At 49.2% G+C, this 17,258-nt stretch carries 15 protein-coding genes; 1 reads left to right on the top strand and 14 read right to left on the bottom strand.

Going from position 1 to position 17,258, the window contains the following annotated elements; translation table 11 throughout:
* Positions 1–2 precede the first annotated feature (2 nt).
* The 7 genes from bamB to ndk are packed head-to-tail and all read right to left on the bottom strand — an operon-like array spanning position 3 to position 6,524.
* Positions 3–1,160 carry an outer membrane protein assembly factor BamB gene (bamB, locus tag HCX92_RS09695; protein ID WP_169294764.1) on the bottom strand — a complete coding sequence of 386 codons (1,158 nt, stop codon included), beginning with the start codon at positions 1,158–1,160 and terminating at the stop codon, positions 3–5.
* 3 nt (positions 1,161–1,163) lie between these two features.
* Positions 1,164–1,805, bottom strand: coding sequence for a tetratricopeptide repeat protein (locus tag HCX92_RS09700; RefSeq protein ID WP_169294765.1), 642 nt, complete (start codon positions 1,803–1,805; stop codon positions 1,164–1,166).
* Between the two features lie 8 nt (positions 1,806–1,813).
* Positions 1,814–3,115, bottom strand: a complete 1,302-nt coding sequence (gene hisS, locus HCX92_RS09705; protein WP_169294766.1) for a histidine--tRNA ligase — start codon at positions 3,113–3,115, stop codon at positions 1,814–1,816.
* A gap of 48 nt (positions 3,116–3,163) precedes the next feature.
* Entirely contained in the window at positions 3,164–4,426 is a 1,263-nt protein-coding gene (gene ispG / locus HCX92_RS09710) for a flavodoxin-dependent (E)-4-hydroxy-3-methylbut-2-enyl-diphosphate synthase (protein ID WP_169294767.1), read from the bottom strand.
* A gap of 2 nt (positions 4,427–4,428) precedes the next feature.
* Positions 4,429–4,923, bottom strand: coding sequence for a helix-turn-helix domain-containing protein (locus HCX92_RS09715; protein ID WP_169294768.1), 495 nt, complete (start codon positions 4,921–4,923; stop codon positions 4,429–4,431).
* On the bottom strand, positions 4,923–6,068 hold the full coding sequence (gene rlmN, locus HCX92_RS09720; protein ID WP_169294769.1) for a 23S rRNA (adenine(2503)-C(2))-methyltransferase RlmN: 1,146 nt from the start codon (positions 6,066–6,068) through the stop codon (positions 4,923–4,925). The genes HCX92_RS09715 and rlmN overlap by 1 nt, the downstream gene beginning before the upstream one ends.
* Positions 6,069–6,116: 48 nt before the next feature.
* The gene (gene ndk / locus HCX92_RS09725) at positions 6,117–6,524 is read right to left on the bottom strand and encodes a nucleoside-diphosphate kinase (protein WP_169294770.1); all 408 of its coding nucleotides are present in this window, start codon (positions 6,522–6,524) and stop codon (positions 6,117–6,119) included.
* A gap of 145 nt (positions 6,525–6,669) precedes the next feature.
* On the opposite strand from ndk, the gene HCX92_RS09730 reads away from it, so the two are divergent.
* Positions 6,670–9,522, top strand: coding sequence for a valine--tRNA ligase (locus HCX92_RS09730; RefSeq protein ID WP_169294771.1), 2,853 nt, complete (start codon positions 6,670–6,672; stop codon positions 9,520–9,522).
* Positions 9,523–9,666: 144 nt separating this feature from the next.
* Here HCX92_RS09730 and ppa read toward each other — a convergent pair whose 3' ends face one another.
* From ppa to sucD, 7 genes are all read right to left on the bottom strand, one after another.
* Positions 9,667–10,203, bottom strand: coding sequence for an inorganic diphosphatase (ppa, locus tag HCX92_RS09735; protein WP_169294772.1), 537 nt, complete (start codon positions 10,201–10,203; stop codon positions 9,667–9,669).
* A 33-nt stretch (positions 10,204–10,236) separates the two neighbouring features.
* On the bottom strand, positions 10,237–11,685 hold the full coding sequence (locus HCX92_RS09740) for a heme biosynthesis HemY N-terminal domain-containing protein (protein WP_169294773.1): 1,449 nt from the start codon (positions 11,683–11,685) through the stop codon (positions 10,237–10,239).
* A gap of 3 nt (positions 11,686–11,688) precedes the next feature.
* A complete protein-coding gene (locus HCX92_RS09745) occupies positions 11,689–13,293 on the bottom strand; it encodes a uroporphyrinogen-III C-methyltransferase (RefSeq protein ID WP_169294774.1) in 1,605 nt (534 codons plus the stop codon).
* A 104-nt stretch (positions 13,294–13,397) separates the two neighbouring features.
* Positions 13,398–14,225, bottom strand: a complete 828-nt coding sequence (locus HCX92_RS09750) for a uroporphyrinogen-III synthase (protein WP_169294775.1) — start codon at positions 14,223–14,225, stop codon at positions 13,398–13,400.
* A 10-nt stretch (positions 14,226–14,235) separates the two neighbouring features.
* Positions 14,236–15,171 carry a hydroxymethylbilane synthase gene (hemC, locus tag HCX92_RS09755; protein WP_169294776.1) on the bottom strand — a complete coding sequence of 312 codons (936 nt, stop codon included), beginning with the start codon at positions 15,169–15,171 and terminating at the stop codon, positions 14,236–14,238.
* 140 nt (positions 15,172–15,311) lie between these two features.
* Positions 15,312–16,034: a TerC family protein gene (locus tag HCX92_RS09760; protein WP_169294777.1), complete on the bottom strand. Its 723-nt coding sequence runs from the start codon at positions 16,032–16,034 to the stop codon at positions 15,312–15,314.
* 336 nt (positions 16,035–16,370) lie between these two features.
* The gene (gene sucD / locus HCX92_RS09765; protein WP_169294778.1) at positions 16,371–17,252 is read right to left on the bottom strand and encodes a succinate--CoA ligase subunit alpha; all 882 of its coding nucleotides are present in this window, start codon (positions 17,250–17,252) and stop codon (positions 16,371–16,373) included.
* Positions 17,253–17,258 lie beyond the last annotated feature (6 nt).

The following is a 17,258-nucleotide window of genomic DNA, read 5'->3' on the forward strand; positions in this document are numbered from 1 at the left end:
GTTCACTTAACACCAAGCATGACTAAATTACCGGAACCATTTTGCACCAAAATGCCGATATTGGTTGCCGTCACGGGAGAAACGATGGACTGCCCGCTACCTGCGGAAACACGCCCAAGAAGGGTACCATCGGCGGCCGAATAGAAGTGTACATAGCCTTCGTAATCACCCGTGGCAACCACGTTGCCATAAACGACAGGATTGGTCAAACCGCGATTGGTTAATGTTTGATCTGTCCATAACTCCTGACCATTCGTAATATTATAGGCACGCACTTCACCATGCACACTGGCTGCATACAAAGAATTACCGGCAGCGCCTACACCCACAGCACTTGAAAACGGTTGGTTCCAGACTGGCTGTGCACCATTGGCAGAAATGGCATAGCATCCCACACGCCCCTGGTATGTGGCAATACACAAACCATTACCCGACAGCAAAGGTTGTCCCACCACATCAGTCACACTGTCAAGATCGGTTGGCCCCTGTATAGTCGCCGCCAGAATATCCCAACGAGGTGTACCGGTTTGCAAATCCAAAGAGACCAGTCTTCCGGTTGGAACACCCACCAGCACCTGATTGCCATCAATCAGCATACGTGAGTTTGCCTTGAGCGCCATTTCCGGATTCGTTCTGAGATAGCTCCATTGCAGCTCGCCATTTTGCGCATTGAAGGCCTGCACGCGATAGTCATCGGCACGCACAATCACCAAACCACCCCCAATAGCTGGAGGAGTTGAGGCAATGGTAGAGGCATTGGCTGTCCAGAGTTCTTTACCCGATGCATCCAGGGCAATGACTTTTCCTTTTGTGGTGGTCACAACTGCAATATTGCCATCGCTACCCACACCGGCAGCCAACTCCTCGTCCAGTTTTGTTCTCCACTGGATTGACCCATTGGAGAGGTTTGCCTTGACAACAGAGCCATCCGGAGTGGCCGCATAAACCGAATTCCCCACCAAGGCAGGCGCAAAACCATAACCACTGCCTGAGCCGACATTGGCCGACCAAACGGTAAAGCCAGTAACTTGTTGTTGATATTCCGTAAGCGCTACCGGCTCAAAACGCGACTCGTTGCTAAAGAGGGAGCACCCCCCTGTTGCAGCGACGGCAAGCGCAAGCATAGAACCTGACAAAATACGATGACACGTTTTTTTCATAAATTATTCCCCACCCAGCACACTTAATTTTAATTCAACTGCACGAACAAATTCGGCGGCCAGATCTGGCTGCTCAAGCGCGGCTTTCCATTGTTGTACAGCCTCTTTTGTTTTCCCCTGCGCCACCAGAACATCACCGGTACGATCCAGGAATACGGCCTTGAAAGCCTCTGGCGGATTGGCCAACTGCAATAAGGCAGCATCGTACTTTTCCTGATCTGCCAACAGGGATGCCATTCTTAAACGGGCAACCGGAACCAGATCCGGAAAGGTTTCGGCCTGCCCAATCAGCCATTCAAGCTGGGCTTGGGCAGCTTCAGGCTGCTTGTTATTTGCCAGAAAACTGGCTGCCAGCAACACCGCCCTGCCTGCATAAGGTGTTTTGGCATAATCTTTCTGTAAAATCGCACTGGCCTCATGCACCCGGGTCGCCGCTGCCTTGTCGTCATTGACCAATGCACTTTGTATAACCTCAAAATATCCCAAGGCCTGCCTGGACTGGTTCGATTGGTACCATTGCCAGCCATACCAGGCCAAAAAAGCCAGCATGATGACTGTAACCAGCGACATAATAGGCGTACCCCAACGATCCCACCAGGATCTCAGGGCATCAATTTTTTCCTGTTCTTCTAAGTCAAAAGCCATACTTCTGTTTAAACCCTATTTTTTAATTCATTAATGAATGCTGCCACAGGTACTGTCACCTGAGGTGCAATATTACCACCTTCAGCAGCGCGCAACGATTTAATGCCAATAGTACCGCTTTTCACTTCATCTTCACCCAGAATGGCAGCAAGCCGTGCCCCACTGTTATCCGCGCGTTTGAACTGTGCCTTGAAGGAGGCGGCACCGGCATGCACAATGACACGAATCCCCTCATCGCGGCATTGCTCGGCCAACACCTGGGCATGGCGTGAAGCCTCTGGTCCCTGGTGAATGAAATATACATCACATTCAGCCGGTTTAACCAGTTCTTTATCCTGTATCACCAGTGCCAGCAAACGCTCGATACCAATGCCAAAACCGATGGCAGGAGCAGGCTTGCCACCGAGCAAGGACAACAGGCCGTCATATCGACCACCACCGCATACGGTCCCCTGGGCGCCCAGACGATCGGTGACCCATTCAAAAACCGTCAGGTTATAGTAATCAAGACCACGCACCAGACGCGGATTAATAGTGTAAGCAATACCTGCCTCATCAAGGCGGGCCCGTATTTCATTGAAATGGGCCAAGGACTCTTCTTTCAAAAAATCAAACAGCTTGGGCGCATTATTGGCCATGTCCTGCATGACTGGATTCTTGGTATCGAGTACACGTAAAGGATTGCTGTACATGCGACGCAAACCGTCCTCATCCAGCAATTCCTTATGTTTTTCCAGGTGAGCAACCAAGGCCTCCCTGTGCGCCTGACGCTCTTCGGGCTGACCCAAAGAGTTCAATTCAAGACGAACATCGGTCAGGCCAAGGATTTTCCACAAACGGGCCAACATGATGATTTGCTCGGCATCAATATCGGGGCCTGCATAGCCCATAGCTTCTACGGAAACCTGGTGAAACTGGCGATAACGACCCTTTTGCGGACGCTCATGACGAAAAACCGGACCCATTGAAAAAAGGCGTTGGGGCGCATCATAAAGCAAGTTATGTTCAATCACCGCACGTACGATACCTGCCGTAAACTCGGGCCGCATCGTCAGCATTTCACCCACATCGGTTTTATCTTTTGACATGCTGAAGGTATACATTTCCTTCTCAACGATGTCGGTCACTTCACCAATTCCACGGGCAAACAAACGCGTTTGCTCAAGAATGGGGGTACGGATATTGTTATAACCATATTGAGCCAACCATTCACGAATGGTTGCTTCCAGTTTTTCCCAAAGCCAGCTTTCAGCCGGCAAAATATCATTCATTCCACGTATTGCAGAAACTTTTTGGAATGTTTTAGTCATACAAACGGATCTCTTTATTCAGATAATTTATTTTTTTTACTGTACGCTTTATGAACGGACACCGTAGCGACGTTCTACATAGTTACGGACAATTTCATGAAACTCGGCTGCAATATTATCACCCTTAAGGGTTACTGTGCGTTCTCCATCGATAAAAACCGGTGCGGAAGGCACTTCACCGGTACCGGGCAGACTGATGCCAATATCAGCATGACGACTTTCACCTGGGCCATTCACCACACACCCCATCACGGCCACGTTCATATTCTCAACTCCGGGATACCTGGTTTTCCAGACCGGCATTTGATCACGCAAATAAGACTGGATGCTATCGGCCAGTTCCTGGAATACCGTACTGCTGGTACGGCCACAACCGGGACATGCGACCACCATGGGCGTAAAAGCCCGCAACCCCAGACTTTGCAGTATTTCCTGGGCCACAACCACCTCTTTACAACGATCACCGCCCGGTTCTGGTGTTAGCGAAATACGAATGGTATCGCCAATTCCTTCCTGCATGAGCACGGCCAAAGCTGCTGTTGAGGCCACAATACCTTTGCTGCCCATACCGGCTTCCGTAAGACCCAGGTGCAAGGGGTAATTGCAACGCCCGGCCAGATTCCGGTAAACGGAAATCAGATCCTGAACATGACTGACCTTGCAGGAAAGGATAATCGCATCTCCAGGCATGCCCAGCTGCTCGGCCCGCTGTGCATTACTGATGGCCGAAACAACCAATGCCTCACGCATGAGGGATTGCGCATCCCATGGCTCGGGCTTGGCATTGTTCTCATCCATCATGCGGGCCATTAATTCGTGATCGAGGCTACCCCAGTTCACGCCGATACGAACCGGTTTTTCATATTTACAGGCAACTTCGATCATTTGGGCAAAATTATCATCGCGTTTTTTGCCGCCCCCCATATTACCGGGGTTGATGCGATACTTGGACAGCGCCTGTGCACACTCGGGATATTGGGTTAACAATTTATGGCCGTTGTAATGAAAATCCCCCACCAACGGCACCAGCACACCCATTTTATCAAGTTGTTCACGAATGGCTGGCACGGCCTGTGCTGCCTCGGGGGTGTTGACGGTAATACGCACCATCTCGGAACCCGCCAAGGCGAGTTCTTTAACCTGAATAGCTGTGGCAATGTGATCGGCCGTGTCGGTATTGGTCATTGACTGAACAACAATAGGCGCACTGGAGCCAATGGGCACAACCGTAGAACCCCAGGCAACATTAACCAGACGGGTCTGATGACGGACAGCGGGTCCGACAGGAAATGGATTTTGGCAAATGGACATGATTAACTAAATAAATTCCTGAGATTTTCCAAACCGATTTCTTCAAGCGTAAACCATTCACGGCTATATCCATAAACAGCGATAACAACCAGGATCAGGAAGATGATAAAGATCCATGTTCCCGTACCCGAACGCCTTGACTCATACCCTTCATGGGTGCTGAAATCGGTCGTTGACTGTAGGCTTGTCACTTCCTGCTTATTGACATTGGCACCACTTTGCCTTGCCAGAAGATCAAGCATTTGTTGCTCATCTTCCCCAAGAAAACGAGCATATTTGCGCACCAAACCTTTTAACACAAAACCTTGCGGCAACGCAGACCAGTTCTGCGCCTCTAGCGAAATGATTTGAGCCGATGAAAATTTAATCTGATTCGAAACATCGTTGACTGACAGCCCTTTTCTTTCTCTCCGTCCTTTTAACAACAAACCCAGGTTTTTATCTTCCAGGGAATCTGAACCGGACACATCACTCGCACCTGAATTCAATTGAGTCACTACTGCACCTCGATAATGGGAATGGATTTTCTGGCCTGCATAAGCGCGCTGATTTTGGTTTTATCCTTGACATCGCCAGCCAGCTGACCACAGGCAGCATCAATATCATCACCCCTGGTCTTACGCACGGTTGTAATGACCCCGGCATCCATCAAGATACTGGCGAATATACGCACCCGGGCAGATTTTGAGCGCTTCAGCCCCGATTCAGGAAACGGATTAAAAGGGATGAGATTCAATTTGCAACGAACCTGCCTGGTGATTTCAATCAACTGGCGCGCATGCTCATCAGTGTCATTGACACCATCAAGCATGACATACTCAAAAGTGATGAAATCACGAGGGGCAAATTCCAGATAACGGTTGCATGAAGCAATCAATTCGGCCAACGGGTATTTTTTGTTTAATGGTACCAATTGGTCACGCAAGGCATCATTGGGAGCATGAAGCGAAACCGCCAGTGCCACAGGACAGTCCTGGGACAAGCGATCCATCATGGGAACCACACCGGATGTTGATACGGTGACACGACGGCGTGACAAACCATAAGCATTGTCGTCAAGCATAATCTGAAGGGCCGGAACGACCTGATCATAATTAAGCAAAGGTTCTCCCATGCCCATCATGACAACATTGCTGATGACTCGTGAAATTTCTTCAGGGGCTTCTGCATTACCGATACGGGCAGACTGCAGGTCTTGCTGGATAACGCGGCGGGCGTGCCATAACTGGCCAATAATTTCTGCCGTGCTTAAGTTGCGGTTAAAACCCTGATGCCCGGTGGAACAAAACCGGCAGGCAACCGTACAACCAGCCTGACTTGAAATGCACAAGGTACCACGATCATCCTCAGGAATAAATACCGTTTCAATAGCATTATTATTACCCACATCGAACAACCATTTACGGGTGCCATCAGAGGATATTTTTTGCGTAATGACCGGTGGTGCCTGAACGCAACAGGAGCCGGCAAGCCGGGAACGGAAATCTTTGGCAAGATCACTCATTTGCCCGAACTCGCTGACTCCACGCTGGTGAACCCAGCGCTGAAGCTGCTTTGCACGAAAGGGCTTACTCCCCCACTGACCCACCAGGTCAATGAGGGCATCGGTCGGGACGCCCAGGAGATTAATGTGGTCGGTCATGGAGTAAGCCTTATTCAATATCAAAACTCTATATCTTAAAATTACCGATTACTTGCCAAAGAAATAGGCAATTTCAACAGCTGCTGTTTCAGGCGCGTCTGAACCATGAACCGCGTTTGCATCGATACTGTCGGCAAAGTCGGCACGAATGGTACCTGGCTCTGCTTTTTTAGGATCGGTAGCACCCATCAGGTCACGGTTTTTCTGGATGGCGTTTTCGCCTTCCAGGACCTGAATAAATACAGGACCGGAAATCATGAAGCCAACCAGATCATTGAAGAAAGGACGCTCTTTGTGAACAGCGTAAAAACCTTCGGCTTCTTCACGGGTCAATTGTTGCATACGTGCCTCAACAACTTTCAAACCTGCTTTTTCAAAGCGGGTAATGATCTCGCCAATCACGTTTTTTGCAACCGCATCGGGTTTGATAATAGACAATGTGCGTTCTACAGCCATTTAATACTCCAAAATTTCAATAAAAACAATAACTTCAAGTAAGTTTTACTCAACTTGGCATTTTAACATGCAAAAAGTACCTTCTACACCTTAAAATAAGGGTTTTCGCGAACAAAACAACCAAACCGTCGGAATCAGAATCAGAATGAACCAAGAATCTAACATTATTGACACCAAAGAGCTCTCCAAAAGCTTCGAGCCCAAAGAGCTGGAGGCCCGCTGGTATGAAGAGTGGAACAAACAAGGCATTTTCGCTGCAGGACAATATACAACAACCGCCTCGGAAGAATGTGGTCAGCCATTTACCATTCAATTCCCGCCACCAAACGTGACCGGCACCCTGCATATGGGCCACGCTTTCAACCAAACCATCATGGACGGCTTGGTTCGCTACCATCGCATGCTGGGCAATGATACCGTTTTTGTACCGGGCACCGACCATGCCGGTATTGCCACGCAAATCGTGGTTGAGCGCCAGCTGGATGCACAAAAGATTTCCCGTCACGACCTTGGTCGTGAAAAATTTCTTGAAAAGGTCTGGGAATGGAAAGAGCTTTCAGGCAATACCATTACCAGCCAGGTTCGCCGCCTGGGTGCCTCGGCCGATTGGCCACGCGAATATTTCACCATGGACGAACAAATGTCCAAAGGTGTGATTGAAACCTTTGTACGCCTGCATGAACAGGGCCTTATTTATCGTGGCAAACGTCTGGTCAACTGGGATCCGGTTCTGGGCACGGCAGTTTCCGACCTTGAAGTTGAAAGCTGCGAAGAACAAGGAAGTCTGTGGCATATTCGCTACCCGCTCAGCAAACCGTCCGGTGAACTTACCCATTTAACCGTGGCCACCACCCGTCCCGAAACCATGCTGGGTGACGTTGCGGTAATGGTACACCCCGAAGACGAACGCTACGCGCACCTGATTGGCCAAACCGTTATCCTGCCACTGGTCAATCGTGAAATCCCCATTATTGCCGATGACTATGTAGACCGGGAATTTGGCACCGGCGTGGTTAAAGTAACCCCTGCCCACGACTTCAATGACTATGCGGTCGGGCAACGCCACGGCCTGTCTTTTTCCAGTATTCTTACGCTTGATGCCAAAATTGTTGATGATGCGCCCGAAGCCTACCGTGGCATGGATCGCTTCGAAGCCCGCGAAAAAATCGTGGCTGACCTTCAGGCCCTGGATTTACTGGAAAGCGTCAAGCCCCATACCTTAATGGTGCCTCGTGGCGACCGCACCAAAACCGTTATCGAACCCATGCTGACCGACCAATGGTTTGTGGCCATGAGCAAGCCTGCGCCTGAAGGCACTTACAACCCCGGCAAAAGCATTACCGAAACCGCCCTGGACGTTGTGCGTTCGGGTGAAATCAAGTTTTACCCCGAAAACTGGACCAATACCTATTACCAGTGGCTGGAAAACATTCAGGATTGGTGCATTTCCCGTCAACTATGGTGGGGCCACCAAATTCCCGCCTGGTACAGCGAAGACGGGCAGATTTTTGTTGCCCGCAATGAAGAGGAAGCGATTCAGAAGGCTCGCGCAGCCGGTGTCAACGGCCCCTTGCGCCGTGATGAAGACGTCCTGGATACCTGGTTTTCTTCTGCACTGGTTCCCTTTACCACCATGGGCTGGCCCGAAGAAACTCCCGACTACAAGCGCTACCTGCCCTCCAGCGTACTGGTAACAGGTTTTGACATTATTTTCTTCTGGGTTGCCCGCATGATCATGATGAGCATGCACCTGACCGGCCAGATTCCGTTCAAGTTTGTTTATGTACACGGCCTTATCCTTGATGCCAACGGCCAGAAAATGAGCAAATCCAAAGGCAATACACTTGATCCGGTTGACCTGATTGACGGCATTGAGCTTGAACCCCTGGTAGCCAAGCGCACCAGTGGCCTGATGAACCCCAAACAAGCCGCGAAAATCGAAAAAGAAACCCGCAAGGAATTTCCTGACGGCATTGAGGCATACGGCGCCGATGCCCTGCGCTTTACCATGGCCGCTTACGCCACGCTTGGCCGCAACATGAACTTTGATCTCAAGCGCTGTGGAGGTTATCGCAATTTCTGCAACAAGCTATGGAATGCCTCCCGTTTTGTACTCATGAACGTGGAAGGTCATGATCTGTCTGGCAAGGACGGCGTTGAACTCTCTTTTGCCGATCACTGGATTCTTTCCCAGTTGCAAAGAACACTGGCCGAAGCAGAGAAAGGCTTCAAGGATTTCCGCTTCGACAACATCGCCAACGCCATTTACCACTTTGTCTGGGATGAATACTGCGACTGGTATGTGGAACTGGCCAAGGTCCAAATCCAGCAAGGCACACCCGCCCAACAATGCGGTACCCGTCAAACCCTGATCAACGTTCTGGAAACCATCTTGCGTCTGGCCCATCCCATTATTCCGTTCATTACCGAGGAGTTGTGGCAAAAAGTGGCCCTGATCGCTGGTAAACGCAAGGCGAATGAAACCACTTCCATCAGCATACAACCTTATCCCCTTCCAGACTCCCAACAGATTCACGAGCAAGCCGAAGCCTCATTGAAGCAATTAAAGGCACAGGTAGAAGCCGTTCGTGCCCTGCGTGGTGAAATGAACCTGTCTCCTGCACAGAAAGTACCCCTGTACGCCCAGGGAAATGCCTCTTTACTTGCCCGCAATGCTCCTTATTTGCAGGCACTGGGCAAATTAAGCCAGGTTGATATCGTTAATGAACTGCCCGATTTGGGAGCACCAGTACAAATTCTTGAAGACACTCACCTGATGCTCAACGTTGAGATTGATGTTGAAGCGGAGCTGGCGCGTCTGGACAAAGAGGCCAAACGTCTGGAAAACGAAATCGCAAAAGCCAATGGCAAATTGGGGAATGAGAAATTCGTGGCCCGCGCCCCTGCTGCTGTCATTGAGCAGGAAAAAGAAAGGCTGGCCAACTTTAGCGAACTGTTGACCAAAATCAACGAGCAAAAAAATCGTCTCGCAAAATAAAACCACACTCAATAGAATGCCCGTCAGGGCATTCTATCCTGACTTTTATATACCCTTAAACAAAAACCCCAGGAAACCGAAGGATGTCCGGTTTCCTGGGGCCAATTCAATAAAAAACAATAGCCTGTTAATGTTTACAGCTTATTAGTTTTGGCTTTTCGCAAATCTTTCCGCACTGGCCACGATTTCGGCTTTGGCGGCCTCAACACCGTCCCAACCTTTAACCTTGACCCACTTGCCTGGCTCCAGATCTTTGTAGTGCTCAAAGAAATGCTGGATACGCTTGAGTTCTTCTTCAGGCAAGTCTTCAGGAGACTTGATATTACGATAAACCGGATAGAGTTTGTCTACGGGAACAGCCAGCAATTTAGCATCACCACCGCCTTCATCATCCATGTGCAAAACGCCAATGGTACGGCATTTGATAACGGCACCTACCTGAATCGGGAAAGGCGTCATGACAAGCACGTCAACCGGATCACCATCATCAGAAATGGTTTGTGGGATATAGCCATAGTTGCATGGATAATGCATAGCCGTCATCATGAAGCGATCAACAAACACAGCGCCTGTGTCTTTATCCACTTCATATTTTACTGGGTCGGCATTCATTGGAATTTCAATAACCACGTTGAATTCATCTGGTAATTTTGAACCTGCTGGCACACGATCTAAACTCATAAAATGACCTTTAAAGATTAAAAGAAATATTAACTATTTTCTACCTTGTTTTTCGGCTTCATAACCCGGTATGGGTGCAGTATCAAAATACTCATCCGCCTGATAATCGTCATTGGCATCTGCCGAAACTTTTGTTGACATTAGACGATCATCCAGGTTATCAAGCTTTTTCCTGTCGGGCGGACCATCCGGATCTTCGGTAGTATCGGCCGCCGGTAGAATACTATCATTATTTAATACAGGTAATGCCGACGTAGCCGCTGAAGCAATACGCCAATGCTTAATGGCATCCTGGGCGCGCCCAAGACGGTCATACAACGTTCCCAGCAATGCATGGGTCTGGGCTTCTTCACGCGACACCCCAACCTCTTGGCCAGCCTCTGTGGCAGCCATTTCACTGCGAATAGCCAGACTGCGTGTGAGGTAGCGTTCAGCCTGCCCCCACAACTGCCCCTTCAGGCACAAATAACCAAGTGCCGTTAACAACTCAGGATTGTTCCCATCCTTTTTCAGCCAGCCCTGCGCCATCGCCAATCGTTCCTGAACCGACCCACCTGCAGTTTGCACATACATTTTAAGCAAGCGGGCATCTTTTGTAACAGCCCAGGCCTCTTCAAGCACCTTGCCTGCATTTTTATTATCACCACCGGCCTCAAAGCGTGCAGCGGCCGCCATTGCGACCAAGGGCATTGTTTTCTCATCACCACTCAGGCTTTTCCAGACATATTGCCACTCTTCAGGAGCTGCATGATTAATTCTGCCCGCTGCCGCATGCTCTATCAGCCTGAGTGCCTCAAAACGGTCAACCCGACCTTTTTTAAGCATAATCCGGGCCAGGGGCAACAGCTTTTCATTACTACCTGTTTGCTTGTAAGCACGTAACAACAGTTTCTGGATATGTTCCTGGTTACTGCCATTGGCCGTATCCAACGCCTCCAATAATGCCTGTGCCTGTCTGGACTCTCCCTGATCCAGCAGCAACTCGGCCTTGACCGTAGCAGTTGCTTCGGCAAGACGGGGAAAATGCCTGGACTTGTTTTCAGCCAGCAACAAGAGTTTATCGCGTTGCTCATGGTGTCCGGACATGTGAGCCGCCTTGGCCGCAGCCAGGCTGGCAATGGCCTGGCGCGAAGGATTATGGCTATGATTAAAGAGGCGGGTGAAATCTTTTTCAGCGGAGTCAGCCCGACCCTCAATCAACTCAAGCCACCCCTTTTCAAGCAGAGTGACATCTTTACTGGTATGGCGCCTAACCCGCCATTGCTTGAAACTGGTTGGTGAATTGCTTAAGGTGGCTATCAAGCGAACCAGCAAATAAACAAACACAAAAGCGATAATCAGCAGAAAAACGCCGGTAGTCAGGGAAACCGTACGACGCTCATCACCGGTTACAAGCATAAAATAGCCGCTTGAATCTTTGATAATCAGTGCAAAACCCACAGCAAGCGCGAGCAGCACAAGTAATTTTAAACCTGTCCTCATGGCTTACTCCTGCGGGTTGCCCAGATTGATGATCTGGTTTCTGGTTTCCTCAATGGCTTTCACACTATGAGTAATTTGTGGCAATTGAGGCCTCACAGGGGTTGCCAATAAGGTACGGGTCAACTCAAGTGCCTGACGTGTGGCGGGTGCATCCTGGTTATAGTATTTAAGCAAGCCTGCCTGTACTGACTCAAGAGAGCTGGTCCAGATTCCCTGCTGGGCATTCAGCAACCCCTGCTGTGCAAATCGCAAATCGAGCTTGAGATTGTTCTTAAGCGCGGCAGCCTGTCCTGCCGAAATCAGGGCAACCGTTGGATCATCAAGTTTTTCAACCCGAACCAGTCCTCCCAAATCTGATTTCAGCAGACCCAGAGCCTGTGAAGGCCAGGACTGGATCTCGTCCCAGGCTTTTTCATACCAGCTCAAATCCTGGCTGACACTGGTCTGAACCTCAGCCTCACTGGAAACAGCATGTGTTTGCACCGGCAAGACGGTTGACAAATGATCAACCCGATCGGGTGAAATGAGCGGTGCCTGATCGAGCAACTCGATTAACTTGCCCACTTCCTTGAAAAGCGTATCCGTATTCATGATTGGCGCTGATTTAAGCATCACGATATCGGAAGAAACGGCACCGGCAAGCCCAGCCAGAATGGGACTGTTTGCACGCAATATGGTTTGCTGCGCCATTTCCAATGCACGAATGGCATTGGGTAAGTTACCGGCAATGCTTAACTCGTTATCAGCCGATTGCACCAAGCGGGAAACATCATTGACAACGAACAGGCTAACATCAACGTCTGCCCGGTTCAGTCGTTGTTCCAGCAATTCGGCATACTGCGCCTGCATTTGCTGCAACTCGGTTTTCAGCTGATTAATCTGTTCAGTTTGCCGGTCAAGTTGTGCCTTAAGTCCGTCATCCTGCTCACTTTCATTGCCGGCCTTTGCATCTGCATGAACCACCTCCGTTTCATTGACCGCTGATACGGCCGTAGCGGCATCGCTTTGAGCTGCATGTTGCGCCGTTTCAGCCGAGGCACTTTCTTCTGCTGAATCAATGGATTTTACCTGCTGCGACGTACTTGACTCATTTGTTACCACCTCTTCAGCGCCTGACGGAGACTGAGGAGCAACACCATCTTGTGTGGACACAGATTCAGTCTGTGTCGCTACCACGGAATTGCTTACGCTATCAGCCTGCCCTGGACTTTTTTCTGCCTGGTTAGCGTCTGATTGCGCTTCGGGTGTTGACGCTGTGGAAACGGATCCAGACTGATCGGAAAGTGCTGCTGTACGCGAAGCGGAGTTACCTTTTGACCACTTGCTGCCGATTTGGGATTGCTGGGTCATGTAAACGGCCCCACCCACTACAGCCGCCAGCACAACGGCCGCCGTACCAAACACTTTTTTATTAATACCAGACTTTTGACCTGAGGTTGAAGCCGATGACGCAGACTTCTCAGCAGAGATAGATGGTTCATGCCCGACGTCGTCGGAGGCAACCACAGGCGTTACATTATCTGTCTGATTATTATGTTGATTTTCTTCTGGCGTATTCAATGCTTTAGGGTCTGAAGATTGAATACTTTCCTGTTTTTTTTCATCCATGCTTTTTGATCCCTTGCTGAGATTATGGTTTTTAGAATGTAAATGATGGCGTGCTTGCTTCTTTTTCATAATCGCATTGTAGTGGAAGATGACGGCAATTTTACTTAAGAAGTGGTTAACATCTCAAATATTGACTCATCACTTGGTTGACATATATTAATGACAACCCTCTTTTCAGGCAAATTTTCCTGAAACGCCCCCCCTTTTAAATGCGCCTGAATCCGAGCGCCAATTCTTGGATGAGTAACCAAAAAATGGTGTCTCAGGCAATATTGAACAAGCTGATATCGTTTTAGCTCATCAAATATGCTATCGACACTTTCCTTACTGGTTAACAACCAGCTTATTGGCTTACTGGATTGCAACAGCGATATCATTGCTTTACTTTCAGATGGCGTCCATACCCGGGGCTTTCTTTCATACACCGGCAAAAAATCAACCTGTACCTTAGCAGCCCGCAACTGTTCAGCAAGCCACTGACGACCGCTCTGACCACGAACCACCAGAACCCGGTTAAACTTCTCAAGACCTATTTTAAGCAATTCATCAAAAAAAGCTTCCGAATCCTGATTTTCAGCATTGGGAGCCGGATGAATGATTCGACTGGCAGAAACACCCAGCTTTTGCAAAACATTGGCCGTTGCCATGCCAACAGCACCTGCATAAAGACCCGCCGGCCAGGAGCGGTGATGTTGTGCCAGCATTTCAAAAAAGACCTGCACCGCATAGCCGCTAACAAAAAACACCAGATGATAGGCAGCAAGATTGGGAAGCTCCCCTGCCCTTAAAGACAAGGGAAAGCGTTCAATGGCGGGAAGTTCTGTAACCTGATAACCCGCCGCGGCAAGCAATGATTGTAATGATGCGTTTTTTCCTGCCGGGCGGGTAAGAATAATATGTCTGTTCATGTTTTCTTGCCAATCAAGAGTCAAGAAAACACAATTAATTATTCAACAATGCAGCTAAAATTTTATCAGCGCCAGCCTGATGTAACTCTTTGGCCACATCCAGTCCCAGCTGCCCTGCCAGCTCAATCGGACCCGTGCTTTGCGCACGCAATACCCGGGTACCATCCGGCAAAGCGACAAACGCCTGAATGGTAAGATTTTGGCCAGTGATAACGGCATGCGCAGCCAAAGGCACCTGGCAAGACCCCCCCAGGAATGATGAGACGGCCCTTTCTGCCGTTACACATGCCAGCGTTTCCGGACAAGACAGGGGTTGTAAAGCTGCCAGCACATCGGAACGGGATTCCAGAATCTCGATACCGAGCGCTCCCTGCCCGGCTGCCGGCAGACTATCCTCTATGGACAGAAAACTGCGGATTCTTTCAGGCAGACCAAGACGCTGCAAGCCAGCTGCCGCCAGGATAATTGCATCGTATTCGCCGTTATCCAGCTTGCCCAGACGAGTATCAAGATTGCCACGCAACGGCTTTACAACCAGATGCGGGAAATTGGCCCTGATTTGCGACTCACGACGCAGGCTGGAAGTGCCCACTACTGCACCTTCGGGCAAGTCGGCCAGCTTTGCATATTTATTGGATACAAATGCGTCACGTGGGTCTGCACGGTCCATGACAACCGCCAGCTGAAATGGCGAGCCAAGATCCATAGGTACATCTTTAAGGGAATGTACGGCCAGATCGGCCCGACCATCAAGCAAGGCAGTTTCAAGCTCCTTGACGAACAGCCCCTTGCCACCCACTTTTGACAGGGTGCGATCAAGAATCTGGTCGCCCCTGGTGGTCATAGTCAGTAGTTCAACACGGCAAGCGGGATACAATGCCTGCAACTTAGCCTGTACAAACTCGGCCTGCCATAAAGCCAGACGACTGGCACGAGTAGCGATAATCAATTTTTCAGGATGTACTGACATTGCTGATTCCTATTTAAAATAATTGGCAAGGACAGCAATAACAATACCGATAACCGCAAGGGCAAACAAAAGTTGCAACAGGGTAAATTTAGGTTTTTGTGACATGTTTTTAACTGACTATCCTTAAAATAAATACGTACTTATTCAGCCTTTTCAGATGATGCATCAGCCTTTCGCATGGCAATAAGCTTACCAACGATCATGACCAGCAATGCACAACCGATCTGGGCAGTATACTTGATTGTGGCCGAAGATTCGGCACCACCGAGGAAGGTATTTTGAATATACATATCACTCACAAACATGCCACCAGCCAACCAGCCCAGCAAGCCGGCACCAAACATAATAACCAGCGGGAATTTGTCAATAATTTTCAGGACGATTGTACTGCCCCAGATAATAACAGGCACACTGACCAGCAAACCGAAAATCACATAAGCGGTCTGGTGATCGGCATGAGCATTGGTGGCAGCACCGGCAATGGCAATGACGTTATCAAGACTCATGACAAAGTCTGCGATCAGAATGGTTTTAACCGCACCCCATACACTGCTGCTGGCCTGGATACCTTCACCGTGATCATCTTCGGGAATAAGCAGTTTGATACCGATCCACACTAGCAAAGCACCACCAACAAGCCTGAGAAATGGCACTTTCAACATTTCCATGGCAAATAAAATAAGGACCACACGCATGCCAATCGCGCCTACCGTACCCCAAAGAATACCTTTGATGCGCTGCGCCTTTTGCAGGTTTCGACAAGCCAGGGCGATAATAATGGCATTATCTCCGCCCAAAAGAATGTCGATCAGAATTATTTGGCCAATCGCGGACCAATGGATCTGTTGAAAAAACTCTAACATTTTTTTACCTATTGTCTTGTTAAGAACACAATTGATGGACGGCAAGAACGTGACGACCCGCCCAAAACAGCCTTAATGGCCAAATGCTGCCCCGTATTGAATCATGTATTGACTGCGTTTCCAAGGAAAACAGCAAATTATAATTCAGTTCAAGGTAGTTTTAATTTTGAATTGAAAAAGCCAACCTTATAAGCCCGGCAAACCAGCCTGTGTACAAACCGGATCTTCTCCTGCCAGGATGACAAGTACCTGCTTACTATAGCGGCCTTTACAGCAAGTAAAAAACCGCCCATCAAAAATATTGATCGTGGCGGTTTTTTGTTGCGCTAAGACATATTACAGAATGGATTTCAGCAATTTGCCCATTTCAGAAGGATTGCGGGTTGTACGAATGCCACAAGCTTCCATTACTTCAAGTTTGGCATCTGCCGTATCGGCACCACCGGAAATCAGGGCACCAGCGTGACCCATGCGTTTTCCTGGAGGCGCTGTAACGCCAGCAATAAAGCCAACGATTGGTTTATTCATATTGTCTTTGGCCCACAATGCAGCATTAACTTCATCGGGTCCACCAATTTCACCAATCATGATAACCGCTTCAGTTTCAGGGTCATCGTTAAACATTTTCAGGATATCGATGTGCTTCAGGCCATTGATGGGGTCACCACCAATACCGACCGCTGCAGACTGGCCCATACCCAATTCGGAAACCTGTGCAACGGCTTCATAGGTTAATGTACCGGAACGGCTAACAATACCGATTTTACCTTTACGGTGAATGTGGCCAGGCATAATACCAATCTTGATTTCATCAGGAATGGTCAAGCCCGGGCAGTTAGGGCCCAACAACAGGGTTTTCTTGTTTTCAGCGCGCATGCGGTTGCGTAGTTCAAGCATGTCACGAACAGGAATACCCTCGGTGATGCAAATAGCCAGATCCAGGTCGGCTTCGGCAGCCTCCCAGATGGCGGCGGCGGCACCTGCGGGTGGAACATAAATAACGGAAACAGTAGCGCCGGTTTCTTCCTTGGCTTCTTTAACGGAAGCGTAGATGGGAACACCCTCGAAATCTTCGCCGGCACGTTTGGGGTTTACACCAGCGACAAAGGCTTCTTTACCATTACCATATTCACGGCACATACGTGTGTGAAACTGACCGGTTTTACCTGTAATACCCTGGGTAATGACTTTTGTGTCTTTATTGATAAGAATAGACATTGATGA

Source organism: Advenella sp. EE-W14, from assembly GCF_012923605.1.
Lineage (GTDB): Bacteria > Pseudomonadota > Gammaproteobacteria > Burkholderiales > Burkholderiaceae_B > Advenella > Advenella alkanexedens.